Below are 26,306 nucleotides of genomic sequence, written 5' to 3'. Positions count from 1 at the left end.
GTGGCACGGGCATTAGATTGGCCCCCGCACCGCCCGAAGTCCAAAGGAGCACCGTGAGCGCCGAAGCCACCCCTCAGCCCGAGAACGAGCCCAGCATCGACCTGCACACGACGGCCGGAAAGCTGGCCGAGCTGGAGCGTCGTCTCGACGAGGCCATCCACGCCGGCTCCGCGAAGGCTGTCGAGAAGCAGCACGCGAAGGGACGCCAGACCGCCCGCGAGCGCATCGACATGCTGCTCGATGAGGGGTCCTTCCAGGAGGTCGACGAGCTGGCCCGCCACCGCAGCACCGCGTTCGGGCTGGAGAAGAACCGCCCCTTCGGCGACGGCGTGGTGACCGGCTACGGCACCATCGACGGCCGCCAGGTCTGCGTCTTCTCCCAGGACTTCACTGTCTTCGGTGGGTCGCTGGGCGAGGTCTACGGCGAGAAGATCACCAAGATCATGGACCTCGCGATCAAGACCGGCTCCCCGCTGATCGGCATCAACGAGGGCGCCGGCGCCCGCATCCAGGAGGGTGTCGTCTCCCTGGGCCTGTACGGCGAGATCTTCAAGCGCAACGTCCACGCCTCCGGCGTGATCCCGCAGATCAGCCTGATCATGGGCAACTGCGCCGGCGGCCACGTCTACTCCCCGGCCGTCACCGACTTCACGATCATGGTCGACAAGACCTCCGGCATGTTCATCACCGGCCCCGACGTCATCAAGACCGTCACCGGTGAGGACATCACCATGGAGGAGCTGGGCGGCGCGCTCGCCCACAACTCCAAGTCCGGCGTGGCCCACTACATGGGCTCCGACGAGGCCGACGCGATCGAGTACGTCAAGGCGCTGCTCTCCTACCTCCCCTCCAACAACATGGAGGAGCCGCCGGCCTACGACGAGGTCGCCGACCTGGAGATCACCGACCTCGACCGCGAGCTCGACACCTTCATCCCCGACGGCGGCAACCAGCCCTACGACATGCACGAGGTCATCTCGCACATCGTCGACGACGAGGAGTTCCTCGAGGTCCAGCCGCTGTGGGCGCCCAACATCATCATCGGCTACGCCCGCATCGAGGGCCGCCCGGTCGGCATCGTGGCCAACCAGCCGATGCAGTTCGCCGGCACCCTCGACATCGACGCCTCCGAGAAGGCCGCCCGGTTCGTACGCACCTGCGACGCCTTCAACGTCCCGGTGATCACCTTCGTCGACGTCCCCGGCTTCCTGCCCGGCACCGACCAGGAGCACAACGGCATCATCCGCCGCGGCGCGAAGCTGATCTACGCCTACGCCGAGGCCACCGTCCCGCTCGTCACCATCATCACCCGCAAGGCCTACGGCGGTGCCTACGACGTCATGGGCTCCAAGCACCTCGGCGCCGACATCACCCTCGCCTGGCCCACCGCCCAGATCGCGGTCATGGGTGCCCAGGGCGCGGCCAACATCGTCCACCGCCGCACCCTGGCCGAGGTCGAGGCCGCCGGCGGCGACGTCGAGGCCAAGCGCGCCGAGCTCATCGACGAGTACGAGACCACCCTCGCCAACCCCTACATCGCTGCCGAGCGTGGCTACGTCGACGCGGTCATCCCGCCGCACGAGACCCGCGCCGAGGTCACCCGCGCGCTCCGTCTCCTGCGCACCAAGCGCGAGACCCTGCCCGCGAAGAAGCACGGCAACATCCCGCTCTGAGTCGACCCCGAAGCGAAGCGAGGGGTCGGCGAAGAGCGGATAACGCCGAGTCGGCGCAAACGGACCGGAGCGAAGCGAAGCGAGCGAGGACCGGATTGAGCCGACTCGGCGAAAACCCGACGTAAGCCGAACCGAGAAACGAAAGGTGGTCACGGAATGACCAGCCCCGAAGAGCAGAAGCCCCTGCTCAAGGTCATCGACCAGAACGCCACCCCCGAGGACGTAGCCGCGATCGTGGCCGTCTTCGCGGCCATGGGGTCGGCGGGCGATGCCCCGAAGAAGAAGCAGCGCTCCCTCTGGGCCACCCCCCAGCTGCGTACGCCGCTCCACCCCGGCCCCAACGCCTGGCGCGCCAGCGGCCTGCCCCGCTGACGAGGATCGCAATGTCATGATCGCTGCGTGATCACCTTCTCTCGGCGATATCTCCTGGTCACCCTGGCTTGGCTGGTGACCCGGGGATGGGTGGTGGTCCTCTACGGATTCCCGGCCGCGGCCGAAGGCCTGGTCGGCTGGTGGGGCATGGAGTGGGGCGTCGTCGGCGACGTCAACTACTACCGCGACAGCCTGGACGCACTGGCCACGGACGGGGTGGCGGGGACGCTGGTCGAGTATCCGGTGCCGGCGCTGCTGCTGCTCTGGATCCCGTACGCCGCGATCGACCTGCTCCGCCTCGGCGCAGACGCCTACATCGTGGCGGTGCTGGCGATGGCCGCGCTGACCGACCTGCTCTTCATGCTGCTGATCGTGCGCAACCGCCGCGGGGAGCACCCGAGGCTGGGGATCACGAGCAGCGAGGCGCTGTGGCTGGCCGCCCTCCCGGCGCTGGGGGCGACGGCGTACGCCCGCTTCGACCTCTTCCCCGGGATCATGGTCGGCCTGGCGGTGCTCTACGCGGTCCGGAGGCCGAGGGTGGCGGCAGCGTTCGCGGCCTTCGCGACCGGCGCGAAGTACTGGCCGATCCTGGTCATCCCGGCCCTGGCGGCGAACCGCGCCGCCCGACGCGGGGTCATCCTCACCGTCGGTGCCACCGGCATCGCGCTGGCCGGGCTGAGTCTCGTCCTCGGTGGCTGGGACCGGCTCTGGACGCCGCTGAGCTACCAGGGCGAGCGGGGCCTCCAGATCGAGTCGGTCTTCGCGACGCCGGCGATGTTCGAGTGGGGCCACGGCGGACCGGCGAGCGGCTACGCGATCGACTACACCGAGTGGAAGGCGTACGACATCAGCGGGCCGATGGTCGAGGCGCTGCTCCTCGCGGCGACGATCGCCTCCGTGGTCGTCGGGGCGCTCGTCATCGTCTGGTGGGTGCTCGCCTGGCGTCGTCTGCCCGGCGGGGAGAGGACCGAGGAGACGATCGTGTGGCTCGTGCTCGCGACCGTGGCCGCGTTCCTGGTGACCAACAAGGTGCTCAGTCCGCAGTACATGCTCTGGCTGCTCCCCGCCGCCTCCGCCGGGCTGGTCCTGCTCCGCGGCCGCGCGCGCCGACAGCTCGGGATCTGGTCGTTCGTGCTGGTCGCGGTGACCCTGCTGACCCACGAGATCTTCCCGCGGATGTACGGCTACATGCTCACCTTCAACGACATCGGCTCACCGTGGATCACCGAGGTGCTGGCCTGGCGCAACGGCCTCCTGGTGCTGCTCTTCCTCTACGCCGCCTGGCGCACTACTCGGTTGCTGGCCGCCCTCCCCGAGCGGGGGCGGCCAGCAGCCGAGGGTCAGGAGAGGCAGACCTTGGCGACGTCGCCCTGAGCCGAGTAGATCGTGACCGGATCCTTGGCGAACACCGGCCGGCAGGCAGCCGCGCTGAGCTCGTGCACGGTGAGCCCGTCGTAGAACCCGTGGTCCTCGCAGTTCTCGTAGTTGACGTAGACGTCGCCGGGCTCGCCGTCGCGGAAGATCCGCAGGATGACGTACGCCGTGACCGGCTGCCCCGCGGCGCAGTTCTGCGGCGAGTTGGGGCCGGAGCGGGCCGGCGCGTCCCGGATCGCCTCCACGAGGCCGGAGGCGTCGGAGCCGGTGATCTCTCGCGAGCCGGTCAGCGACGCCGAGGACGGCTCGTACTCGCAGATCGCGATCGACTCCGGAGCGTCGCCCTCCAGCGGTGAGGTCTCCGGCTCGGTCGTGGGCCGCACCGGGTCACCCGCGGCCAGCGGCGAGGCCGTGTCACAGCCGTAGGGGTCTTCCGGCGTCGTCTTCAGCGAGGCCTTGATGTCGGCGTTGACGTCGTCGTCGCCGGGACCGGTGAGGATCGAGGCGTACGCATCGTCGACCCGGACCCTGGTCAGCAGCCAGCCCTCGTGCTCCCAGGAGCCGGTCTCGAAGGTCTCACCCTTGTCGGGCTTCTGGATCAGGACATAGGGCTGCCACAGCGCGAACGGCACCTTGCCGAACTCTGCCGGGAAGTCGCGGTCGTTCGTCTCGTTGCAGGCGATCGCCGGGACGGGCTGGTTGGTGATGTTGGCGACGTAGGGAGTCCGCGGCACGGTGTCCCACTGGTCGCCCGGCTTCACGATGCACTCGGGCAGCGCCGGCGCGTTTGCGTCGGCCCACTCCTGGGGCACCTGGAAGGCGATGTCGTAGCGGACCGCCCAGCGCTTCCCCTCCGCGGGCGCGCCGAGGTCGGTGCGGCCGCCCTCGTCGTAGGTGCCCTCGGGGGCCGCTTCCTTCCCCGCGAACGGCTCGGGCGCGTCGCCGGCACTGTCCTGCTCCCCGACGGTGTCGCTCGCCGCCGTGCTCTCGTCGCTGCTTCCGTCGGGCTGCAGGTTGGCGATGACGCCACCCAGACCGACGACGGCCAGAACCGCGGCTGCCGCGGCCAGGATCCAGGTGTACCGGCGGCGTACGGGTGCCTTCTCCTCGGCCGTCTCCGTCTCCGACTTCACGGACACGGCAGCCGGTCCGGACTCCTCAGCGTCCCCGGGGATCGCGAGCTCCCGCGGCTCGAAGCCGTCGGCGGCACGGGCCAGGGCGGCCCGGAAGGCCCACTCCTCGCGCTCGAAGTCACTCATTGTCAACCCCCTCGTTCAATCGTTCCCTCAGCTTGGCCAGCGCCCGGTGCACATGGGACCGGGCGGTCGCCTCGGCGCAGTCGAGCACCGTCGCGATCTGTGCGAACGACAGGTCCTCGTAGAAGCGGAGCACCACGGCCGCTCGCTGGTTCGACGGCAGCGTCTGCACCAGGGCCCACGCCTCGTCCGCGTCGCGTTCCTCGGGGCCGGGCTCGTGCCTGGTGGCCATCGGCTCGACGTCCTCGACCAGCACCAGACGGCGCCGCTTACGCCATCCGCTGATCGACCCGTTGACGATGCTCCTCTTCACGTACGCCTCCGCCGTCCCGGACGCCGCCAGCGACTCCCACCGCGGCAGCGCTCGGGTGAGGGCGTCCTGCACCAGGTCAGGAGCGTCGGCGTTGTTGCCGGTCACCAGGTAGGCGAACCGCTGCAGCGCAGGACCCCGCGAGGCCACCCAGGCACCGAAATCCGGCTCTGTCGCCTCATGGTCGGCATCCACAGACACCTCCTCTGGCACGTTCACACCCCCTCTACGCGAAGTCTGTCGAGTTCGTTGCGTGTAGCCAGGAATTGAGTTGCCCCAGCACGTCCCGGTCCTATGGTTGGCCGGGTGACCCGTGAAGTAGACGCCCGCACCGACCGCTATGTCGAGGAGCTCTGCGCTCTCGACCCGCTGACCGCAACCTACGTCGGTGTCGCCGGCCACGACGCGGAGCTCCCCGACCTGTCTCCCGACGGCATGCAGGCGGTGGAGGACCTCAACCGGGCCGCCTACGCCGACGTCGCCGCGATCAAGCCGGTCGACGAACGTGAGCAGGTGGCCAAGGAGGCGTTCCTGGAGAGGGTCGGGCTCGACATCGAGTTCGCCGAGGCGCAGCTGGACCGGAAGTTCGTCTCCGTCATCTCCAGCGGCATCCACAACCTGCGCGAGGTCTTCGACCTGATGCCGACCGACACCGAGGACGACTGGGCCGCGATCGGGTCCCGGCTGGCGGGGATGCCGGACGCGGTCGCCGGCTACACCGCGACGCTGCGCGAGGAGGCCGCGGCCGGCCGGGTCTCGGCGACGGCCCAGTACGCGAAGGTCGCCGACCAGATCCTGGGCTGGACCGGCCAGAAGGGCGCCGGTGACTTCTTCAGCGGCCTGGTCGCGCGCGCCCCCGAGGCCACACCCGCTTCGCTGCGCGCCGAGCTCGAGGCGTCGGCCGCGAAGGCCAACGAGGCGTTCGCCGAGTTCGGCCGGTTCATGGCCGACGACCTGGTCCCCACCGGGCTGCCGAAGGAGGCGGTCGGGCGCGACCACTACCGGCTCGCCTCGCGCCGCTACCTCGGCGCGGAGATCGATCTGGAGGAGACGTACGCCTGGGGGTGGGAGGAGCTCAAGCGGCTCTCCGACGACATGGAGGCCACCGCCGACCGGATCCTGCCGGGATCGAGCGTCATCGAGGCGGCGGCGCATCTCGACAACGACCCCGCACGGCAGCTGACCTCGACGGACGCGCTCAAGTCGTGGATGCAGAGCAAGGCCGACGAGGCGATCGCGGAGCTGGCCGACGTGCACTTCGACATCCCCGAGCCGGTCCGGCGGATCGAGTGCATGATCGCCCCGACCTCCGACGGCGGGATCTACTACACCGGCCCCTCCGAGGACTTCTCCCGGCCCGGCCGGATGTGGTGGTCGGTGCCCGAGTCGGTGACCTCGTTCGGCACCTGGCGTGAGCTGACCACCGTCTACCACGAGGGAGTACCCGGTCATCACCTCCAGGTCGCCCAGACCGCCTACCGCGCCGAGCTGCTCAACCGCTGGCAGCGGCTGATGTGCTGGGTCTCCGGCCACGGCGAGGGCTGGGCGCTCTACGCCGAGCGCCTCATGGACGACCTCGGCTACCTCGACGACCCCGGCGACCGCCTCGGCATGCTCGACGGCCAGTCCTTCCGGGCCGCACGGGTCATCATCGACATCGGCATGCATCTGGAACTGACCATCCCGGAGGACAACCCCTTCGGCTTCCATCCCGGCGAGGTCTGGACCCCTGAGCTCGGCCGCGAGTTCATCGGCCAGCACTGCCTGATGGAGGACGCCTTCCTCGATTTCGAGGTCGCCCGTTACCTCGGCTGGCCGGGCCAGGCGCCGTCCTACAAGGTCGGCGAGCGGATCTGGCTCCAGGCCCGCGAGGACGCTCGTACGCGGGCCGGGGCTGCCTTCGACATGAAGGCCTTCCACCGGGCCGCGCTCGATCTCGGGTCGCTCGGGCTCGATCCGCTGCGGGCTGCTCTTGGGCGGCTCTAGCTGCGGGGTTGGTCTGGGCCGCCGACCCTGTCCTCGAGTGTTTCTCGACCTGCCCCGGAGTCAAGGACGGCCTGCGGCCGCCGGCTACGCCGGCCGCTTCGCGGTCCTTGACACCGGACCATGTCGAGAAAGATTTGGCTGGCTATCAGGGGCGGCGGCCCCAGTGTGGCCGGGAGACAGTCGCTCCTCGGGAGGCGGACGCTCCACGGTGAACGAAAATTCATTCACCCCCGCGGGAGAAGACGCTCTCCTGGGTGAACGAAAATTCGTTCACCCACCAATCCGCGCAGCTCCTCCGTGTGAAAGAGAATTTTCTTTCACGGGCCGAGCCACCCTGGGGCCTGGTCGCAACGCAGTGAACGAAAATTCGTTCACCCCGGATCCCAAGCCCCTGCCCAACCCACATCGCCGCGCCACACCCCTGCCGCCGGCCCGATAGCCAGCCAAAATTCTCAGCGACGGCCGGTGTCAAGGACCGCGAAGCGGCCGGCGTCAGCCGGCGGCCGAAGGCCGTCCTTTACTCCGGACGCCGCTGAGAACACCCTCCCGTAACGGGTCGGCGGCAAACACCAACCACAAAACACAGCAGCCAACGCGCGCCGAAAGAAGTCGCTAACTCCGCCGAGTCAACACCCGCTGCGCGACGACAAACACGAGCACCAACACCCCGATCGTGATCCGCGTCCACCACGACGACAGCGTGCCGTCGAACGAGATGAACGTCTGGATGGTGCCGAGCACGAGCACCCCGAGGAGCGACCCGATCACGAACCCACGGCCGCCGGTGAGCAAAGTCCCGCCGATGACCACGGCGGCGATCGCGTCCAGCTCCATGCCGACGGCGTGCAGCGAGTAGCCCGAGAGCGTGTAGAGCGCGAACAGCAGTCCGCCGAGCGCCGCGCACAGCCCGCTGATCGCGTACACCCCGACCTTGGTCGCCGCCACCGGAAGTCCCATCAGCAGCGCCGACGGCTCGCTGCCGCCGAGCGCGTAGACGGTGCGGCCGAAGCGCGTCGAGGAGAGGACGTACGCAGCGACCGCGACGATCACCAGCGCGAAGACAGCCGTCCACCCGAGGTAGTAGCCACCGGGCAGGGTGATCGAGCCGAACGCGATGGCCGAGAAGGTGTCGTCCTTGATCGGGATCGAGTCGACGCTGATCAGGTAGCACAGGCCGCGGGCCAGGAACATTCCCGCCAGGGTCGCGATGAACGGCTGGATGTCGAAGTAGTGGATCAGCAGCCCCATCGCGGTGCCGAGCAGGGTGCCGGCGAGGAGTACGACCCCGATCACCGCCACCACCGGCCAGCCGAGCTCGAGCGTCCTCGCCGCGATCAGCGTCGAGAGGGCGACGTTGGAGCCGACGGAGAGGTCGATCCCGCCGGTGAGGATCACGAACGTCATCCCCACCGCGAGCACGATCAGGAACGCGTTGTCGAGCAGCAGGGTCAGGAAGACCTGCGGGTCGGCGAACCCCTCGTAGCGGAGCCCGCCGACACCGAACATGCCGATGAACAGGGCGAACGTGCCGAGGACGGGAAGGTAGCGCCGCGGCGGGCTGAACCGCGCCACGTTCGCCAGGACACCCTGCGTTGGTGCGATGGTGCTCATGCGACCGCCTCCTCGCGGCTCGGGCCGGTCGGCGTACGGTCGCCGCGCCGTTGCAGCACCGCTCGCGCCTTCGGCGATTGCAGCAGGCACACGAGCACGACCACCAGCGCCTTGAACAGGTAGTTGGCCTCGGCCGGGATGCCGATGTTGGGAATGGTCCGGGTGAGGGTGGCGATCAGCATCGCGCCGACCAGGGTGCCGGTCAGCGAGAAGCGGCCGCCGGCCAGCGACGTACCTCCGATGACGACGGCCAGGATCGCGTCGAGCTCGATCCACAGCCCGAGGCTGTTGGCGTTCACCGAGTGGGTGTTGGCGGCGATGATCAGGCCGGCGGTGCCGGCGCACAGCGCCGCGAAGACGTAGACGGTCCAGATGATCGTGCGGGAGCGTACGCCGACCAGCCGGCTCGCCTCGGGGTTGATCCCGACCGACTCGATGAGCAGGCCGAGCGCGGTGCGGCGTACGACGATCTGGGTGGCTGCGAAGACCCCGAGCGCGATCAGCGCGGCCACCGGGAGGGTGAGCAGGTGGCCCGAGGCCAGGGCGGCGAAGGTGTCGTTGTTGACGGTGGTGATCTGGCCGCCGGTGACCAGCATCGCGATCCCGCGGCCGGCGACCATCAGGACGAGCGTGGCGATGATCGGCTGGATGCCGATCACCGAGACCAGGAAGCCGTTCCACAGTCCCAGCGCGACGGAGACCGCGAGCGCCATGGTGATCGCCACGACCGCGGTGCCCGCGGCGCCGTCGACCGGGCTCTTGACGATGTAGACGCACGCGACCGCACCCGCGATCGCCGCCACCGCGCCGACCGAGAGGTCGATCCCGCGGGTCGCGATGACCAGGGTCATCCCGACGGCCACCAGCAGCACCGGAGCGCCGTTGCGGACGATGTCGATCAGGCTGCCGAAGAGGTGCCCGTCCTGGATGCGTACGTTGAAGAACGTCGGTGTCGCGATCAGGTTGACCACCAGCAGCGCAGCGAGCGCGGTCAGCGGCCAGAAGAGGTGGTGGGCCATCACGCGGGCCCGAAGGGCCTTACCCGTTCTGACGGTCTCAGGCATCTGCCCGCTCCTTCTCGGCCAAGCCTCCGGGCTCGCCGGTGATGATCTCGAGTACGTCGTTGACGTCGATGTCGCGGTTCGGCCGCTCGGCGATCTTGCGGCGGTCCTTGAGAATCACCAGCCGGTGGCTCAGCCGCAGCACCTCCTCGAGCTCGGCGGAGATGAACACCACGCTCATCCCCTTCTCCGCGAGGTCGGCGACGAGCTGCTGGATCTGGGTCTTGGCGCCGATGTCGATGCCACGCGTGGGCTCGTCGAGAAGGAGTACGTCGGGCTCCGTGATCAGCCAGCGCGCCAGCAGGACCTTCTGCTGGTTGCCACCGGACAGGCTTCGCATCGGCAGACTCGGGTCGGTGGGCCGGATGTCGAGAGCGGTCATGAACTCCTTGACCAGCTTCTCCCTGGTGGCGGTCGGGATCGGCCGCAGCCAACCGCGGGTGGCCTGCAGCCCGAGCAGCATGTTGTCGGCGACAGAGAGCTCCTCGAAGACCCCCTCGGCCTTGCGGTCCTCGCTGCAGAAGGCGAGCTTGCGGTCGATCGCGTGCCGCGGGCTCCGCAGCCTCCGTCGGCTCGACCCTCTCACCGTCAGCTCGCCGGTGTCGGGGGTGTCCGCACCGAAGAGCAGCCGGGCCAGCTCGGTGCGGCCCGAGCCGAGCAGGCCGGCGATGCCGACGACCTCCCCGGCGTACAGGTTCAGGTCGGTGGCCTCCAGGTTTCCCTTCCGCCCCAGACCGACGGCGCTCAGCACCGGGAGACGCTGCTCGCTGGAGGCCTCCTCCGCCGCCTCCTGGACGGCATGGTCCAGACGGTCGAGCGCCTGGAGGTCGCGGCCGATCATCAGCTGCACCAGCTCCAGCTGGGTGGTCTCCGCGACCAGCCGTTCGCCCACCACGCGGCCGTTGCGCAGGATCGTCATCCGGTCGGAGATCTCGAAGACCTGGTCGAGGAAGTGGGAGACGAAGACGATGGCCGTGCCCTGATCACGCAGCCTGCGCATCACCTCGAAGAGCCTGGCCACCTCGTCGGCGTCGAGGCTGGAGGTCGGCTCGTCGAGGATCAGCACCCGGGCATCGGTGTCGACGGCGCGCGCGATCGCGACGAGCTGCTGGACCGCGATCGGATGGCTGCCGAGCTCGGAGCCAGGGTCGACGTCGATGCCCAGGGCCAGGAGCGAGGTCGCCGCCCGCCGGTTCATCTCGCGCCGGTCGATCCGGCCGAGCCGGCGCGGCTCGCGGCCGAGCAGCATGTTCTCGGCCACGGTGAGGTTGGGCACCAGGTTGACCTCCTGGTAGACCGTGCTGATCCCGGCGTGCTGCGCCGCCGCCGGGGTGGCGAACTGGGTCTCGACCCCGGCGATCTCCACCCGACCGGAGTCGATCGTGTAGACCCCCGTCAGCGCCTTGATCAGCGTCGACTTCCCCGCCCCGTTCTCCCCCATGAGCGCGTGCACCTCCCCCGGGAGGAGACGAAGCGAGACGCCGTCGAGCGCTCGCACCGCCCCGAACGTGATGGAGACGTCGAGCATCTCCACCACCGGTCCGGGTGACTTCACTTCTGCCTGACTCATGTCGTGCTGGCTCCTGGGGGATCGGGGCGGCTGCGGCGGGTCGGATGCTCACCGAGGTATCTCGGTGGGCGCGCGCTTCCTTCGCGGAGTTCCACGAGGGAAGCGGCGCCTGACCGAGATAGCTCGGTCAACGGCGTCAGTACTTCCGGTCGGGCAGCGCCTCGGCCGCCTGCTCCGGGGTGAAGGTGGTCTCCTCGGTGACGATGCGCTCGGGGACCTCCTCGCCGGCGACGACCTTCTCGGCGACGTCCATCAGCTGCGGGCCGAGCAGCGGGCTGCACTCGACGATGAAGTTGATCTCGCCCGCGGCCAGCGCGGTCATCCCGTCCTTGACCGCGTCGACGGTGATGATCTTGATGTCGGTGCCGGGCTTCTTGCCGGCTGCCTTGATCGCCTCGATGGCACCCAGGCCCATGTCGTCGTTGTGGGCGTAGACGACGTCGATCTTCGGCTCGGACTGCAGGAAGGCCTCCATGACCTGCTTGCCGCCGTCACGGGTGAAGTCGCCGGTCTGGGAGGCGGCGATCTTGATCTTCGAGTCCGAGGAGATCACGTCCTCGAAGCCCTTCTTGCGGTCGATCGCCGGGGCCGACCCCGTGGTGCCCTGCAGCTCCACGACGTTGATCGCACCGTCCTTGTCGACGTCGGAGGCGTCGGCGTTGTCGACCAGCCACTGGCCTGCCTTCTCGCCCTCCTCGACGAAGTCGGAGCCGATGAAGGTCACGTAGAGCGAGGTGTCCTCGGTGTCCACGGCCCGGTCGGTCAGCACCACCGGGATCTTGGCCCGCTTGGCCTCCTGGAGCACCGCGTCCCAGCCGGTTTCGACGACCGGGCTGAACGCGATCACGTCCACCTTCTGCTGGATGTAGGACCTGATCGACTTGATCTGGTTCTCCTGCTTCTGCTGAGCGTCGGAGAACTTGAGCTCGATGCCGGCCTCCTTGGCCGACTCCTGGATCGAGGTGGTGTTGGCGGTGCGCCAGCCGCTCTCGGCCCCGACCTGGGCGAAGCCCATCGTGATCGAGCCGTCGTCGGCACTTTCGCTGCTACCGCACGCGCTGAGCGACATCCCGCCGATGGCGAGCGCGCACAGGGCGGTGAGGGTCTTCTTCACTGTCGTCCTCCAGTGTTCCCCTGCGGCGGCCAGTGTGACCGCCGTCACGATGCGACTCAGTGTGAGCGTTAACATCGGCGCGGTCAAGCGGAATCGGAAGATCGGTGCGAATCGGCAGCAGGTCGTCCGGAACTCCCCATAGTGTGACGACCATGACGCTCACCCTGGCTCCGGAACAGGCGCGCCGGATCGCGGTCCGGGCACAGCTTCTCGACGCCCGCCGGCCGGTGTCGCTGGTCGCGACCGTCGATCAGCTGACGCTCCTGCAGATCGACCCGACCAAGGCGATCGCGCCGAGCGCGGATCTGGTGGCGTGGTCGCGGCTGGGTGATGCGTACGACCATTCGGACCTCACCTTCGCCCTCGAACAGGAGCGTTCGCTGGTGGAGTTCTCCAGCTTCATCGTGCCGATGGACGAGATCGAGACCGTCCTGGCCCTCTCCCCCGGCCGGATCCACCCCACGGCCGTCGAGTGGGTGGAGGCCAACAAGAGATTCCGTACGCAGATCCTGGATCGCCTGCGAGCCGACGGCCCGCTCGTGGCCGGCGAGATCGAGGACACCTCCGAGGTGCCCTGGGCCTCGACCGGGTGGACCAACGACAAGAACGTGCTGCGGATGATCGAGCTGCTCAACCGGATGGGCGAGGTCGCGATCGCGGGCCGCCGCGGCAAGCTCCGCACCTGGGACCTCGCGGAGCGGGTCTACCCCTCCGACCTGCAGTTGCCCTCGCCCGAGGAGGCGCTGAAGGTCGAGACGGTGCGCCGGCTCGCCTCGCTCGGGATCGCCCGTCCCGGGCGGAAGGAGTCCTCCGGTGGCGAGATGCTCGGCGCGGGGGACATAGGTGTCCCGTGCACCGTGACCGGGGTCGACGGCGAGTGGCGGGTCGATCCCGAGGCACTGGCCGCTCTCGAGGACGAGTTCGCGCCGCGTACGGCCCTGCTCTCCCCCTTCGACCGCCTCGTCTACGACCGCGACCGGGCGTTGGACCTGTTCGGGTTCGAGTACGTCCTGGAGATGTACAAGCCGGCCGCCAAGCGGCGCTGGGGCTACTTCGCCCTGCCGATCCTGCACGGCGAGCGGCTGGTCGGGAAGCTCGACGCGAGGGTGGACCACAAGTCGGGGCTGCTGAACGTCTTCGCCGTCCACGAGGACTTCCCGTGGACCCCGGAGATCGGGGACGCGGTGGACGCCGAGATCGAGGCTCTGGCCGCCTGGCTCGGCGTCGATGTGGCCCATCCCTGAAGTGGATGAGGCAATGCGGATTGCTCTTCTCAGCACCATGGCGCGCGCCTACTGTGGGCAGCGGGGTCAGACATCGATCAAAGGAGATCAGCATGGGAACGCTCAACCCCTACATCAGCTTCAACGGCCGGGCGAAGGAAGCGCTCGAGTTCTACAGCTCGGTGCTCGGCGGCAAGGTCGAGATCATGACGTTCGGCGACATGCCCGAGATGGGCGCGCCCGCCGAGGCCACCGACCAGGTCATGCACGGCTCGCTCACGTTCGACGACGGCCGGGTCCTGATGGCCTCCGACACGCCTCCGGGCATGGACTACGTCGCGCCGACCGCTGGCGTCACCATCGCGGTCACCAGCTCCGACCCCGCCGACCACGAGATCTACGCCGACCAGTTCGCCAAGCTCTCCGAGGGCGGCACGGCCGGGATGCCGTTCGACCTGGCTCCCTGGGGCGACTACTTCGGCCAGTTCGACGACAAGTTCGGCGTGAGCTGGATGTTCGACGTCGCCGGCCCGGAGTCGGCACCCGCCTAGTCAGACGAAGGTCGAGGTGAAGATCGTCCTTTCGTAGGAGGTGCGGTCGGCGACGGCACCGTAGCGTCTGAGGCATGCTCATCGCCGAAGACCTGCTGCTGCTCGTGCTCGACGACGAGAAGGGCACCCTCGCCTCGTCCTGGGTCCAGCAGGCGCTGGGCGGAGCCATCCTGACCGAGCTCGTGATGACGGGCTCGGCCCGAGTGATGCCCACGTCAGGTCTCACCCCGGCCAAGGCCGTGGCGGTGCCCGGGCACCGGCCGGACGAGCCGGTCCTGGCCGCTGCGTACGACTCGCTGGCAGCCAAGCCGTTGGCAGCCCAGAACGCCGTGACCGACCTCGGCAAGGGCCTCCACGAGGCCCTTGCCGCTCGGCTCTGCGATCGCAACATCCTCAAGCGCCGCGACGAGAAGATCCTCGGCATCTTCCCGCGCACCACCTGGCCGGCGGCGGACTCGACGCACGAGAACGCCGTGCGCGGCCAGCTGGTCGCCGTCCTCGTCCAGGGCGCCACCCCGGACGCCCGGACCGGGCAGCTCATCGCGCTGCTCTCCTCCATCGACCTCGCCCACAAGGTGGTCGACACGCGGACGGTCGGCGCCGGCGCGGTCAAGAAGCGGGCGAAGGAGATCGCCCGGGGCGACTGGGCAGCCAAGGGCGTCAAGGACGCGATGGACGAGGTCACCGCGGTCATGACCGCGGTGATGGTCGCCACCACCGTCACCACGACGACCACCTGAAAACGTGCTCGAGGATCGCAGCCGTGGGGGGACTGCGATCCTCGAGCTCTGCCCGGTCCTGTCAGGCGAAGAAGGCCTTCAGGTCGGCGGCGATGTCGGCGGGACGCTCCAGAGCCGCGAAGTGGCCGCCCTCGGGGAACTCCGACCAGTGCTGGATGTTGGCGTTGTCTCGCTCGGCCAGCGACCTGATGGTCTGGAAGTCGTCCTTGAAGACGGCGACCCCGATCCGGCCCTGGGACACCTCCGGCTCACGCTCGGCGTGCCCCTCCTCGTAGTGGTAGCGGGCGGCCGAGGCGTAGGAGTTGGTCAGCCAGTAGAAGGTCGCCTGCTCGATGACCTGCTCGGGGGTGACCAGCGAGGTGCCGTTCCCGAAGGACTCGAAGAGCTCGCTGTAGGCCAGCGTCCCCACCGGTGAGTCGGCCAGCGCCGCGCCGATGGTCTGCGGACGGGAGCCGTTCATGGCGTTGTAGCCGCCGACCGACTGGAACCACTGCATGTGCTCCAGCGCCGCGTACTCCTTCGGGCCGAAGCCCTCGAACTCGCTCGGGTCGCCGGACGGGAACGAGAAGAGCTGCAGGACGTGCGCGCCGAGGAAGCCCTCCGGGTTCAGGATCGCCAGCTCGCGGCCGACCATCGCGCCGCCGTCGCTGCCGTGCACCCCGTAGGAGTCGTAGCCCAGCCGGCGCATGAGGACGTCGTACGCCTCGGCGACCCGCTTCATCGTCCAGCCGGTGTCGATGACCGGCGTCGAGAGCCCGAAGCCCGGCATCTCCGGGATCACCAGGTGGAACTCGTCGGTCAGGGAGTCGATCATCGGGAGGAACTCCAGGAACGAGCCCGGGTAGGTGTGGGCGAGCAGGAGCGCCTTGGCGTCCGGGTTCGAGGACGGCACGTGGGCGAAGTGGATGACCTGGCCGTCGATCTCGGTCAGGTGGTTGGGGACCGCGTTGATGCGCTCCTCGACCGCCCGCCAGTCGAAGCTCTTCCAGCGCTCGACCATGTCGGCGAGGTAGGCCGTCGGGGTGCCGTAGTCCCAGGAGTCGCCGGGCACGGCCGGGGCGAACCGGGTGCGGTCCAGGCGGGCGCGGAGGTCGTCGAGATCGGCCTGCGGGAACTCGACGGTGACGGTGCTGATCTCGGCCTTGATCTGGTTGCTGACCTGGGTGTTCATGACTTCTCCTTGGTGGTTTCCGACCTTGTGAGACCTACGTTATGAACGGTTCCGGCAAGCCTGATTCCGGAATTTCGCTGGCTCGAGAATTTCTTTTGGAGCACGCTGAGTCCGTGCTGGAAACCTCCGCGAGACTCCTTGCCCTCCTGGGCCTGCTGCAGTCCTCGGCCGGCTGGACCGGCACCGACCTGGCCACCCGCCTCGACGTCTCCGAGCGCACCGTGCGCAACGACATGACCAAGCTCCGCGAGCTCGGCTATCCGGTGGAGTCCGTGCGCGGCCCGGGCGGCCGCTACCGGCTCGGCGCCGGCGGCAACCTCCCGCCGCTGCTCCTCGACGACGAGGAGGCCGTCGCGGTCGCCGTCGGGCTCCGGGCCGCGACCGGCATCGCCGGGGTGGCCGAGACCAGCGCCCGGGCGCTCGCCAAGCTCGACCAGGTCCTCCCCGACCACCTGCGCCGCAAGCTGGCCGCGGTGGTCGACGCCATGGAGGCCGGTCCGGTCAACACCGACAGCAACGTCCCCGACCCGGACGTCGACGCCGGCACCCTGCAGGCGCTGGCGACCGCGATCCGCGACGGTCAGGGCGTACGCGCCGACTACCGCGAAGAGCCGATCGAGGTCGAGCCCTACCGGCTGATCTCCTGGCAGCGCCGCTGGTACCTCGTCGCCCGCGATCCCCGCGCCGACGCCTGGCTGCCGCTGCGTGTCGACTGGCTGCGCCTCAAGGTCCCCGGCGGCCGCCCGTTCCGTCCGGCCGATCCAGGATTCGACCTGACCGAGTTCGTCGTACGCGAGGTCGCGCGCACCGGCTGGGCCGTCCACGCCCGCCTGGTCATCGCCGCCCCCGCCGACGAGGTCATCGCCCGCATCAACCCCGCCGTCGGCACCGTCGAGCCGATCGCCCCCGACCGCAGCGTCCTGGTCACCGGTGGCGACAGCCTCGAGGTCGTGGCCGTCTGGATCGGCATGCTCGGCCTCGACTTCACCGTCGAGTCACCCGCGGAGCTCCGCGACCACCTCGAGATCCTCGCGAAGCGCTACGCCTCCGCGATCACCCCACCCGAATGACGACGCCGTGCTGATCGCGGAGGACCTCGTGCTGCTCATGCTCGAGGACCTCAGCGGGCGCCCGGTCGGCGGGCTCGACATGGGGACGCTCGACCTGCTGGTGGGCGGTGCGCTGGTATCCGAGCTGGCGCTGTCCGGTGCGGTCCACCTGGTGGAGGAGCCCGTCGGGGGCACCGTGGAGGTCCATCCGACCGGAGTCCGCGTTCCGGCAGATCCCTGCCTCCAACGCTCGCTCGTGCTCGCCGCCGGGCGAGCCCGCCCCGCTCCCCTGGTCAGGAGCTGCGGCATCCAGATGTTCGCGCATCTCGCCGACCGCCTCGTGCACCGCGGCCTGCTGCGTGGCGAGACGGAGCGGCGCCACCTCATCACCCGGACCATCTGGCCCGCCACCGAGATCAGCTACAAGCAGGACGTACGCCACCACCTCACCGCCGCCCTGTTCCACGGCGCGCAGCCGAGCCGACGCACGGCGACCTTGATCGGCCTCATCGCCGCCGCCGACCAGGTCGACCTGTTCTTTCCCTCCGCCACCGTGCCCCTGACCGAGGTCAGACGCCGCGCGGATCACATCGCTGCGGGCGACTGGGCCGCGACCACCGTACGCGGGATCCTCCGAGCCTCCCGCAGGCGACGTGACTGGTTCGGCTGGGGCGACGGCGGCGGCGACGGTGGAGGCTTCTTCGGTGGAGACGGCGGGGGCGGCGGCGACGGCGGGGGTGGCGGCGACGGCGGTGGTGGGGGTTGATGCCAGCTACGCGATGACCCGCCCGAACCGCGCCACGTAGTGCCAGACCCGCTTGACCGACTGCGGGTCATGGTCGCCGGACCGTGCGGCGTCGCCGAGAAGATCAGGCGTGAGTACGTCACCCAGCGACCGTGCCAGGTCGACGTACTCCTGACCGCGGTAGCTCGGATCGAGGCCATCGGTGGCGACCCGGAACCCGGGATGCCACTCCACCGCGCAGCCGAGGTCACGAGCCGCCGACTCGACCTTCGTGTCCCGGAAGCACGGGTCGAGCACGACCGCCTCGACGTCCCGCTCGATCACGACGCCACCGTGCACGTGTGCCTCGACGCACTCGTCGAGGTCGTCGAAGCCTGAGGCGTCGGCCATCGCGGACAGCTGCGGCAGCACCTCCGGGCCACCGAAGTCGGTCGGCTCGAGGACCGAGTCGGGGAAGCAGAAGGTGCACCGCTCCAGCACGTCGGGCCGAAGCCGGAGGTGGGCGGACCCGAACCGGATCGCGCCGCCGTACGGATCCTCACGGCGGTTCCACGCTCCGTAGACCGGCCGCTCACCGGCCGGCGCGTCGTCGTAGCGCCCGCCGAACAGCCGGCTCTCCCAGCGCCACCGGTCCCCTCCCCGATGCGCGGTCAGCCCGCCGTTCGACGTGCCGGTCTCGAACTGCGACCGGTACCTCCCGTCTCGTGCCAGCGACTCGATCACCAGCCCGCCGGCGTACGGCCAGTCGGGGTGGAACTGGAGCGTGACGCTCATCGTCGGGCCAAGACCGCGCTCACGAACGCTCGCACGAGCGGGTGGACGGGCGCGCCGGCGAGGGCGCCGATGTGGGGCTGGAACATGCTGGTGACGTAGAAGGGGTGGTCGGGGAACTCCAGGACCTCCGCACCGGCGTCGTCCGCCGTGGCGCCGACGACGACACCGATCTTCTCCAGCGCGGCGACCGCGTCGGCGGTCGGGGCGTAGGTGCAGAAGTGCATCCCGACGAACGGCTCCGGCTGCCACCCGGCGAACCGGGTGCCGGGGACAGGGGTCACCAGCCGCTCCTCGCCGTAGAGCGAGCAGGCCAGCGCGGCCACGGCGTTGTCATCGCCCGCACCGTCCGACTCCGCATGGGTCGCCGCCGATCCGAGTACGTTGCGGGTCCACTCCAACACCGCGTACTGCATCCCGCCGCACACCCCGAGGAACGGGATCTCCCGCTCCCGCACCGCGGTGAGAGCGTCGATCACCGCGGCGTCGGAGGCGTAGGGCGAGCCGGGAACCAGCCAGACCCCGTCGTAGGCCGTGACGTCGAACCCGGAGTCGGTCGGCACCCACTCCGTCTCGACCCCGAGCTCGGCCAGCTGCGGCCGCAGCGCGTTGAGCTCCTGATGGCTACGGTGTCCCCGGTCGTCGCCGAGCAGTGCGATCATGCGCCGAATCGTCCCAGCCGCGCGGGGCTCGATCCAACCGATTACTCCGGATTGACGCCCAGCCGGTCGAGCTCCTCGTCGATGACCGCGGGGTCCAGCTTCTGGAAGACCGGGGTGGGCTTGGCGACCGGGGTGCCGACGACGATCGGGTGGCGCTGCCAGGCGGGCGCGCCGGAGTAGTCGCCGGTGATGATCGGGTGGGGCTTGCCGGTGTCGAGGTCCTCGACCTCCTCGACGCGGGGCATCGGGGCCACCTCACCCTTGCCGCCGAGGGCCTTGTCGATCTCGTTGGCGGAGAACGGCAGGAACGGGGACAGGATCAGGTTGAGGTCGGCCACGCACTGCGCCATCACGTGCAGCACGGTGCCGAGACGCTCGCGGTCCTCGGGAGCCTTGGCCAGCTTCCACGGCTCGAGGTCGGTGACGTACTTGTTGACCTCGCCGACGGCCCGCATCGCCTCGCCGATCGCCTGCTTCTGCCGGTGGCGGCCGATCAGGTCACCGACCGTGGCGAACGCACCGCCGACGGTGTCCAGGATCGCCTTGTCCGCCTCCGTCAGGGTGCCGGCGGGCGGCAGCTCGCCGAAGTTCTTCGCGATCAGGGTGGCGGTGCGGTTGACCAGGTTGCCCCAGCCGGCGACCAGCTCGTCGTTCGTACGCCGCACGAACTCCGCCCAGGTGAAGTCGGAGTCGTTCGACTCGGGGCCGGCGGCGGCCACGAAGTAGCGGAACGCGTCGGGCTGGTAGCGCGAGAGGAGGTCGCGCACGTAGATCACGATCTTCTTCGAGGAGGAGAACTTCTTGCCCTCCATCGTCAGGTATTCGCTGGAGACGACCTCGGTCGGCAGGTTGAGGGTGTCGTAGGCCCCCGGCTGACCGCCCTTCGACCCCTGACCGTTGTAGGCGAGCAGCTCGGCCGGCCAGATCTGGGAGTGGAAGACGATGTTGTCCTTGCCCATGAAGTAGTAGGACAGCGCCTCCGGGTCGTTCCACCAGTCGCGCCACGCCTCGGGGTTGCCGGAGCGTCGGGCCCACTCGATCGAGGCGGACAGGTAGCCGATGACGGCGTCGAACCAGACGTACATCCGCTTGGTCGGGTTGTCGCGCCAACCGTCGAGCGGCACCTTGATGCCCCAGTCGATGTCGCGCGTCATCGCGCGCGGGCGGATCTCCTTGAGGATGTTCTGGCTGAACCGGATGACGTTGGGACGCCACAGGCCGGTCTGCTCGCGATCGTCGAGGAACGCGTGCAGCGCATCGGCCAGCGCGGGCAGATCGAGGAAGAAGTGCTGGGTCTCGATGAACTCCGGGGTCTCGCCGTTGATCTTGGAGACCGGGTTGATCAGCTGGTCCGGGTCGAGCTGGTTGCCGCAGTTGTCGCACTGGTCACCGCGGGCCCCGTCGTACCCGCAGATCGGGCAGGTGCCCTCGATGTAGCGGTCCGGCAGCGTCCGGCCGGTCGACGGCGAGATCGCGCCCTTGGAGGTCTGCTCGACGAAGTAGCCGTTGTTGTAGACCCCGAGGAACAGCTCCTGCACCACCGAGTGGTGGTTGGCCGAGGTGGTGCGGGTGTAGAGGTCGTACGTCAGACCGAGCGAGGTCAGGTCCTCGACGATGATCCGGTGGTTCTTGTCGACGAGCTCCTGGGGCGTCATGCCGGCCTCGTCGGCGGCGATCAGGATCGGGGTGCCGTGCTCGTCGGAGCCGGAGACCATGAGCACGTCGTGGCCCGCCATCCGCATGTACCGACTGAAGACGTCGGAGGGCACGCCGAACCCGGCCACGTGGCCGATGTGGCGCGGGCCGTTGGCGTACGGCCAGGCGACTGCGGACAGAACATTGCTCATGGGCAGCATCCTAGTGAGCGGACGCCAGAGGGTTTATTCGCCGCCGCGTCAGTTGAACATCTGGTCGCGCTGGTAGGCGTACTTCCGGATCCACGGCAGCCACTTGGCGAGCTGGGCGCCCGGGCAGGAGGTCTCGTTGGTGTGGAAGTGGCCGTCGATGACCCAGACCCGGACCCGGCGGCCGGCGGGGAACCGGTCGCTGCCCTGGGAGACGGTCTCGAGCGTGCCGCGCTCGTCGCGGCCGGCCATGTCGAGCTTCCAGGCCGCCATCCGCTCGGTCTTGATGAGGGCGTCGTCGGAGGGACGTACGTTCTCGAAGTTCCCGATCAGGGCGATGCCCATCGACTGGTGGTTGAAGCCACGCGTGTGCGCACCCTTGACGAGCCGGTCGATGCCGCCGGAGCGACCCTCCCAGGCACGGCCGTACTTGTCGATCAGGAAGTTGTAGGCGATGTCGAACCACCCCAGTGACCTGGTGTGATAGCTGTAGATGCCGCGGATGATGCCCGGCACGTCGCCCTTGGAGTAGTTGTTGCTCGTGGCGGTGTGGTGGATGTGGACCTGCTTCAGCGAGCTGTTGTACTCCGGGCGGCCGTTGCGCCAGGAGTTGTTGGCGCCCCACTGCGACCGGGTGTAGATCACCGGCTTCGGCGCCCACCGCGGCCGCGACCGGGCGACCCGGCCGTTCACGGAGCTGCCGTCGGAGGCGCTGCCGTAGCCCAGGTCGTCGGACTCCCGCCTCGGCGCCTTGACGTCCTCCTGCGGGCCGGTGTTGATCAGAGTCAGCCGCAGGTCCTCGGGCTGCGCGCCCTCGACCCGCACCTGTACGCCGCTGGCCCGGCCGGTCCACACCGGCTGGGTGCCCCGGCGCTCGACCTTGCCGCGCGCGGCCACGGCCTCCTCGGCACCGTCGGGCAGGTCCTGCTGCAACGGCAGCGGCTGCCACTCGCGCCACCGGTCCGACTTGCTCACCCGCACCTCGACCTGCGGCGTCTCCGCGCCGGTCCAGGACACCCCGACCATCGAGAACGTCGTCGTGTTCAGCTTCTCGGTCGCGGCCGCGCCGGCGGACCGCTCGGTCAGCCGCGGCGGCAGCTTCACGTCACGAGTCGCGATGCCGTCCTCGAGCCGCGGGAGCTTGATCAGCTTGCTGCCCTCCGCGGCTGCCGGATCCATCGACGACCCGATGGCAGGCACGAGCATCGACGCGCCGAGAACGACAGCGGTCAGGGTCACGGTGATGACGCGGGGGAAGCGGGCCATACCCTTGATTTTGAAGAACCGGCGGCCCGACATGCCGCAAACGCCTGTGTTCGGTGTGTCGTTTGAGGCCGTTGTGACCAGTGCGACGGTGCCGATCTCAGGGGTTCGCCACGAACGGCACCGGCCGTCCGGCGTACGCCGCCAGGTGCTCGTAGGCACCCGACCCCTCCGGCGCCGAGAGCGCGTTGGCGAAGGCCCGCCCCTTGCGCTCCGGGCCGAGGATGCGGTCCATGGCGACGACGGCTCGCTGGGCGACCGCCTCGTCGAGGCCGTCGGTCGTCCGTCCGAGAGAGACCGCCAGGTCCCAGGTGTGGACCGCGATCTCGGCCGACTGCCAGTCGGGGTCGACCATCACCATGTCGTCGGGGCCGACCTCGCGCCACAGGTTGATCAGCGCGTTGCCCCGGGTGCGCAGCTCCTCGCCGAGGTTGACCGCGTAGTCCTCACGCCCGTCCCATCCGGGAGGCGAGCCCTGGAGCATCGTCACGAAGACCCGCGGCTGGGCGATCATGTGGTTGGCCAGCTTGCGCAGATCCCACTCCGGACACGGCGTCGGCCGGGTCAGGTCGTCCGCCGTGACGGTGTCGAGAAGCTCCGCTGCCTGCGTCAGTGCTCGCTGCAGCGCGAACACTCCCATCTGGTCAACCACACGACCATGGTCTCAGGAGACCTGCCGTCCGGCGAAAGCAGCCAGCCGCTCGTACGCTCCAGCCCCCTCGGGCGCCGTCACCTCTGGGGCGAACGCCCCTGAGCGCATCTCCGGCTTCAGGGTCGCCTGCATGAACTCGAGCCCCACCTCGGCCACCTCCGGGTCGAGCTGGGAGGACGGGACGCCGAGCGCCTGCGCCAGGTCCCAGGAGTGCACGGCGTACTCGGCCACGAGCAGCCCGACCGGCACCGACGCGCCACCCTCCCCGCCGCCCGCGCCGGGGCCCTGGTCCCAGGCATGCAGCACGTCGTCGGCACCGACCCTGAACGTCGGCCCCCAGCTCTCGCCGACGTGTGCGGCCGGCGCGCTCCAGTCGGGCTGCCCACCACGAAGCATCGTGACGAAGTTGGTCCCGTCCGCGATCACGTGGTCGGCCAGCGTGCCGACGTCCCACTGCTTGCACGGCGTCGGCCGCGAGACGCTCTCGGCGTGCACCCGGTCGAGCAGGTCGCCGGTCTGGTCCAGCGCCCGCGAGAGAATCCCTGCCTCGTCAGTTGTGGCCATGCAGCCAACGTACGTCTTCGCGTCCAGCCCCGTCACCGCCAATGCTCGGCTACTGCATGTTCTCGAAGTCGATCTGCTGACGGGGCTTCGGCGCGACGATCTCCGTGGGCTCGTCGAAGCCGCTGAAGGTCAGATCGGCCGCCTCCTTGCCGGTGCTGGACACCTTGACGACGTAATGAGGCTCCTCGGCCTGGACGTAGATCGTGCCCTGCTCGCTGCTGCGGTCCTCGAGCTTGATGACGGGCTGCCCGTCGATCTGGTCCTTCGACTTCTTGATGGTCAGGCCTTGGATGGTGCTGGGGACCAGGAACTCGAGAAACTCCTCGGAGAGCTCGTCCCAGTCGCAAAAACTGGTGAGGTCGCCGAGGTCTTCACCACCGGCGACCCACTTCTTCCCGACCATCGCGAGAACCGCGTCGGCATCGCTACCGGCGTTGGTCTTCCAGAACTTCCGGTCGGCCTTGAACCAGGCCTTGCCGCCGACGACGAGCAGGGTCATCTCCCCGTCGGGCGTACCGATGGTGCCGGTGCAGTCGCCCGCCGTCGAGACGGTCATGTCGATGCTCATCTCGTCGCCGTCGTCGAGGCCGGTCCCCGAGAGGTGGACCGACTCCAGCGAGCTCATCGACGCCTTGGCATCGGCAAGGATCTTCTTAGGGGACTCGTCGGCGTACGACGTGTCCTTACCCGAGGATGCAGTGCCTCCGCAGGCGGTCAAGCCGCCCAGCAGAGCAGCCAGTGACACGGTCAGTGTCATCCGGCGGCGCAATCCGTTCCATGTCATACGCGATGGTCCCACCGCCCCGACCCACCGGCGACCTCATATTCGGCGCCCTCAGCTGAAGTCGAGGTCGTGGACCCGGGCGCGCTTCAGCTCGTAGACGTAGGGGTAGGCGGTGATCAGCTGGAACCCGTCCCAGAGCTTCCCGGCCTCCTCGCCCTTGGGCGCCTTGGAGATGACCGGGCCGAAGAAGGCCGAGCCGTTCATCGCGATCGTCGGGGTGCCGACGTCGTTGCCGACCTGGTCCATGCCCTCGTGGTGGGACTTCGCGATGGCCTCGTCGTAGCCGGAGTCGTCCATCGCGTCCGCCAGCTCGACGGGCAGCCCCACCGAGGCCAGCGCCTCCTCGATCAGGACCCGGTCGAAGTCGCGACCCTCGACGTGGCGGCGGGTGCCGAGCGCGGTGTAGATCTCGGCCAGCTTCTCCTGCCCGTACTCGTTCTGCACCGCCATGCAGACCCGCACCGGGCCCCAGGCGGTGGAGAGGAAGTCGCGGTACTCCTGCGGGATGTCCTTGTCCTGGTTGAGGTACGCCAGGCTCATGATGTGCCACGTCACCTCGACGTCGCGCACCTTCTCCACCTCGAGGATCCAGCGCGAGGTGATCCAGGCGAACGGACAGGCGGGGTCGAACCAGAAGTCGGCGGCGGTCTTCTCGGAGGCGGGGGTGGTCTGCGTCATATCGACACTCAACCACCGCTCCCGAGGTTCTGTTCCGCGCCGCGTTCAGAGCGGTTCGTACGCCCACACCGGTTCAATCGATGACGCCGGTCCAGTTCGCCGGCGATTCGGCGATCTCGTCGTTGGCGTGAACGGTCTCTCCCCATGGACCCCGGCGGTCGACAGGGTCACCAACTCCGCTCTTGGAACGGCACATAGCTCGAGATATCCAGGTCCCAACGCCGTCCCCCGCCGAGACAAGTTCCGGACGAGTTCGTCATCTCTCTAGTTCTGCAATCAATCCATCGTCGACGCCGTTGAATCCGCTCAAGCGCAATTCCTTGGCCACCCCGGGATGTCATCGAGGTATTCAGGTTGCCTGTAGGACAGAGTCAGAAAGACATAGTGCTCGGCCAGCTCTCGCCGGGCTGCAACATCCTCCACATACAGTTCGAGAGCGTTCTTCAAGTCCGGCCATCTAGAGAGCAACTGTCGCCACAAGCGGAGGACGTCGGGATATGGACGCAATCCGCTGACCTCAACTTCTGCGAGTTGGCCAAAGACAACATCGGGCTCTCTTGAGACTTGCTTTCCAAAGTGCGTAGTCGCTACTCAGGTCCCGAAACCCCACCAATACCTACCGCAAATGCCTCTCATCGGCGGCGGACTAAGCCAACATCACCCTGGTCTGAGAAAGAGCCCGCAATCCTTGCTCCCGCGCTTCGGCGGGAACCTTGATACGCACCGACCTACGAGCGATCACGCTTGTGAACCTTGTACGTCACAGGAATCGCCCAGTCCATATGGCGCGCAACCCGAACACCGGCATAGTTTGGAATCGAGTCCTGGATCAGGCCACCAACGAAATCGGTGAACGACAATTCGTACGCCGACCACTCATCGAATCCACGGTCATACACGAAGACGGGAAACGCAGCGTCGGATAGATCGAAACAGTATCTGTTCGAATCGGTCGACACGGCCCAGCACAATAGTCGTGGCGTCCTGGCTGCTATCCGATCCGCCCTAGGGGTGGCAGGGTCATCCCAGTCATGTTGAGCATCCCGGGTCTCGATCGCCATGGCGAAGACGTCCATGCCGCCGAGCGCGCCAGGGTCGACGCCACTCCCAGCGTCGAGGTCGGCTGTGGGTGCCATTACATCGAGATACTCTCCGAGTATTCCGGGACCGATGTGTCTCATGAATTGGACATAGTCTTCAGGAGGATCCGCCCTCCAACCCTCTGCGATGGCAGGCCAGTCAAACGTTCTGCTCCGAGCATCCTCGACTCGGATCAAGCGCG

25 protein-coding genes are annotated in these 26,306 nt (G+C 68.7%); 9 read left to right on the top strand and 16 right to left on the bottom strand.

The window, feature by feature from the left end:
• Window positions 1–53: 53 nt before the first annotated feature.
• The 3 genes from ACWZJV_RS19905 (at window position 54) to ACWZJV_RS19895 (ending at window position 3,419) form a co-directional block, all read left to right on the top strand.
• Entirely contained in the window at window positions 54–1,673 is a 1,620-nt protein-coding gene (locus ACWZJV_RS19905; protein WP_457178099.1) for an acyl-CoA carboxylase subunit beta, read from the top strand.
• 156 nt (window positions 1,674–1,829) lie between these two features.
• Window positions 1,830–2,045: an acyl-CoA carboxylase epsilon subunit gene (locus ACWZJV_RS19900; protein ID WP_457178097.1), complete on the top strand. Its 216-nt coding sequence runs from the start codon at window positions 1,830–1,832 to the stop codon at window positions 2,043–2,045.
• 27 nt (window positions 2,046–2,072) lie between these two features.
• On the top strand, window positions 2,073–3,419 hold the full coding sequence (locus tag ACWZJV_RS19895; RefSeq protein WP_457178095.1) for a glycosyltransferase 87 family protein: 1,347 nt from the start codon (window positions 2,073–2,075) through the stop codon (window positions 3,417–3,419).
• Here the strand turns inward: ACWZJV_RS19895 and ACWZJV_RS19890 are convergent.
• On the bottom strand, window positions 3,386–4,678 hold the full coding sequence (locus ACWZJV_RS19890) for a hypothetical protein (protein ID WP_457178094.1): 1,293 nt from the start codon (window positions 4,676–4,678) through the stop codon (window positions 3,386–3,388). The two genes, ACWZJV_RS19895 and ACWZJV_RS19890, sit on opposite strands and share 34 nt — an antisense overlap.
• Window positions 4,671–5,180: a SigE family RNA polymerase sigma factor gene (locus tag ACWZJV_RS19885; RefSeq protein ID WP_040757209.1), complete on the bottom strand. Its 510-nt coding sequence runs from the start codon at window positions 5,178–5,180 to the stop codon at window positions 4,671–4,673. Before ACWZJV_RS19885 ends, ACWZJV_RS19890 begins: the two co-directional genes overlap by 8 nt.
• 111 nt (window positions 5,181–5,291) lie before the next feature.
• Here ACWZJV_RS19885 and ACWZJV_RS19880 point away from each other — a divergent pair, with 111 nt between their 5' ends.
• The gene (locus tag ACWZJV_RS19880; RefSeq protein ID WP_457178092.1) at window positions 5,292–6,971 is read left to right on the top strand and encodes a DUF885 domain-containing protein; all 1,680 of its coding nucleotides are present in this window, start codon (window positions 5,292–5,294) and stop codon (window positions 6,969–6,971) included.
• Window positions 6,972–7,583: 612 nt separating this feature from the next.
• Here ACWZJV_RS19880 and yjfF read toward each other — a convergent pair.
• The 4 genes from yjfF to ACWZJV_RS19860 all read right to left on the bottom strand — a co-directional run bounded on the left by yjfF (window position 7,584) and on the right by ACWZJV_RS19860 (window position 12,327).
• Window positions 7,584–8,582, bottom strand: coding sequence for a galactofuranose ABC transporter, permease protein YjfF (gene yjfF / locus ACWZJV_RS19875; RefSeq protein WP_457178090.1), 999 nt, complete (start codon window positions 8,580–8,582; stop codon window positions 7,584–7,586).
• A complete protein-coding gene (locus ACWZJV_RS19870) occupies window positions 8,579–9,646 on the bottom strand; it encodes an ABC transporter permease (protein WP_196875356.1) in 1,068 nt (355 codons plus the stop codon). Before ACWZJV_RS19870 ends, yjfF begins: the two co-directional genes overlap by 4 nt.
• Complete coding sequence (locus tag ACWZJV_RS19865; RefSeq protein ID WP_457178088.1) at window positions 9,639–11,213, bottom strand: sugar ABC transporter ATP-binding protein; 1,575 nt, start codon at window positions 11,211–11,213, stop codon at window positions 9,639–9,641. The genes ACWZJV_RS19870 and ACWZJV_RS19865 overlap by 8 nt, the downstream gene beginning before the upstream one ends.
• A 136-nt stretch (window positions 11,214–11,349) precedes the next feature.
• The gene (locus ACWZJV_RS19860; protein WP_008363487.1) at window positions 11,350–12,327 is read right to left on the bottom strand and encodes an ABC transporter substrate-binding protein; all 978 of its coding nucleotides are present in this window, start codon (window positions 12,325–12,327) and stop codon (window positions 11,350–11,352) included.
• Window positions 12,328–12,479: 152 nt separating this feature from the next.
• Here ACWZJV_RS19860 and ACWZJV_RS19855 point away from each other — a divergent pair, with 152 nt between their 5' ends.
• From ACWZJV_RS19855 to ACWZJV_RS19845, 3 genes are all read left to right on the top strand, one after another.
• Complete coding sequence (locus tag ACWZJV_RS19855) at window positions 12,480–13,571, top strand: DNA glycosylase AlkZ-like family protein (protein ID WP_457178086.1); 1,092 nt, start codon at window positions 12,480–12,482, stop codon at window positions 13,569–13,571.
• 92 nt (window positions 13,572–13,663) lie between these two features.
• Window positions 13,664–14,101: a VOC family protein gene (locus ACWZJV_RS19850; RefSeq protein ID WP_457178084.1), complete on the top strand. Its 438-nt coding sequence runs from the start codon at window positions 13,664–13,666 to the stop codon at window positions 14,099–14,101.
• Window positions 14,102–14,175: 74 nt separating this feature from the next.
• Window positions 14,176–14,841, top strand: a complete 666-nt coding sequence (locus ACWZJV_RS19845) for a GOLPH3/VPS74 family protein (RefSeq protein WP_457178083.1) — start codon at window positions 14,176–14,178, stop codon at window positions 14,839–14,841.
• A 61-nt stretch (window positions 14,842–14,902) separates the two neighbouring features.
• Here the strand turns inward: ACWZJV_RS19845 and ACWZJV_RS19840 are convergent, their stop codons facing one another.
• Window positions 14,903–16,012: an epoxide hydrolase family protein gene (locus tag ACWZJV_RS19840; RefSeq protein WP_457178081.1), complete on the bottom strand. Its 1,110-nt coding sequence runs from the start codon at window positions 16,010–16,012 to the stop codon at window positions 14,903–14,905.
• Window positions 16,013–16,125: 113 nt separating this feature from the next.
• On the opposite strand from ACWZJV_RS19840, the gene ACWZJV_RS19835 reads away from it, so the two are divergent.
• Together ACWZJV_RS19835 and ACWZJV_RS19830 are read left to right on the top strand one after the other, a co-directional pair.
• Complete coding sequence (locus ACWZJV_RS19835) at window positions 16,126–17,082, top strand: helix-turn-helix transcriptional regulator (RefSeq protein WP_457178079.1); 957 nt, start codon at window positions 16,126–16,128, stop codon at window positions 17,080–17,082.
• Window positions 17,083–17,089: 7 nt separating this feature from the next.
• Window positions 17,090–17,827 (top strand): GOLPH3/VPS74 family protein, encoded by a 738-nt coding sequence (locus tag ACWZJV_RS19830; protein ID WP_457178077.1) that lies wholly within the window; start codon window positions 17,090–17,092, stop codon window positions 17,825–17,827.
• A 6-nt stretch (window positions 17,828–17,833) separates the two neighbouring features.
• Here the strand turns inward: ACWZJV_RS19830 and ACWZJV_RS19825 are convergent, their stop codons facing one another.
• From ACWZJV_RS19825 to ACWZJV_RS19785, 9 genes are all read right to left on the bottom strand, one after another.
• Window positions 17,834–18,580, bottom strand: a complete 747-nt coding sequence (locus ACWZJV_RS19825; protein ID WP_457178075.1) for a DUF3626 domain-containing protein — start codon at window positions 18,578–18,580, stop codon at window positions 17,834–17,836.
• Window positions 18,577–19,239, bottom strand: coding sequence for a glutamine amidotransferase-related protein (locus ACWZJV_RS19820; protein WP_457178073.1), 663 nt, complete (start codon window positions 19,237–19,239; stop codon window positions 18,577–18,579). The genes ACWZJV_RS19825 and ACWZJV_RS19820 overlap by 4 nt, the downstream gene beginning before the upstream one ends.
• Window positions 19,240–19,280: 41 nt before the next feature.
• Window positions 19,281–21,086 (bottom strand): methionine--tRNA ligase, encoded by a 1,806-nt coding sequence (gene metG, locus ACWZJV_RS19815; protein WP_457178071.1) that lies wholly within the window; start codon window positions 21,084–21,086, stop codon window positions 19,281–19,283.
• 48 nt (window positions 21,087–21,134) lie between these two features.
• On the bottom strand, window positions 21,135–22,349 hold the full coding sequence (locus ACWZJV_RS19810) for a peptidoglycan recognition protein family protein (RefSeq protein ID WP_196875367.1): 1,215 nt from the start codon (window positions 22,347–22,349) through the stop codon (window positions 21,135–21,137).
• 97 nt (window positions 22,350–22,446) lie between these two features.
• Window positions 22,447–22,998, bottom strand: a complete 552-nt coding sequence (locus ACWZJV_RS19805; RefSeq protein WP_457178069.1) for a maleylpyruvate isomerase family mycothiol-dependent enzyme — start codon at window positions 22,996–22,998, stop codon at window positions 22,447–22,449.
• A gap of 12 nt (window positions 22,999–23,010) precedes the next feature.
• The gene (locus tag ACWZJV_RS19800) at window positions 23,011–23,562 is read right to left on the bottom strand and encodes a TIGR03086 family metal-binding protein (protein WP_457178067.1); all 552 of its coding nucleotides are present in this window, start codon (window positions 23,560–23,562) and stop codon (window positions 23,011–23,013) included.
• Window positions 23,563–23,611: 49 nt separating this feature from the next.
• On the bottom strand, window positions 23,612–24,319 hold the full coding sequence (locus ACWZJV_RS19795; RefSeq protein ID WP_457178065.1) for a hypothetical protein: 708 nt from the start codon (window positions 24,317–24,319) through the stop codon (window positions 23,612–23,614).
• 78 nt (window positions 24,320–24,397) lie between these two features.
• Window positions 24,398–25,024, bottom strand: coding sequence for a mycothiol-dependent nitroreductase Rv2466c family protein (locus ACWZJV_RS19790; RefSeq protein WP_457178063.1), 627 nt, complete (start codon window positions 25,022–25,024; stop codon window positions 24,398–24,400).
• 728 nt (window positions 25,025–25,752) lie between these two features.
• A complete protein-coding gene (locus ACWZJV_RS19785; RefSeq protein WP_457178061.1) occupies window positions 25,753–26,160 on the bottom strand; it encodes a hypothetical protein in 408 nt (135 codons plus the stop codon).
• Window positions 26,161–26,306: the final 146 nt, after the last annotated feature.

The sequence above is a fragment of the Nocardioides sp. WG-D5 genome, from assembly GCF_054031175.1.
Note: the sequence above shows the minus strand (reverse complement) of the source record. Positions and strands in the feature narration are given on the sequence as shown.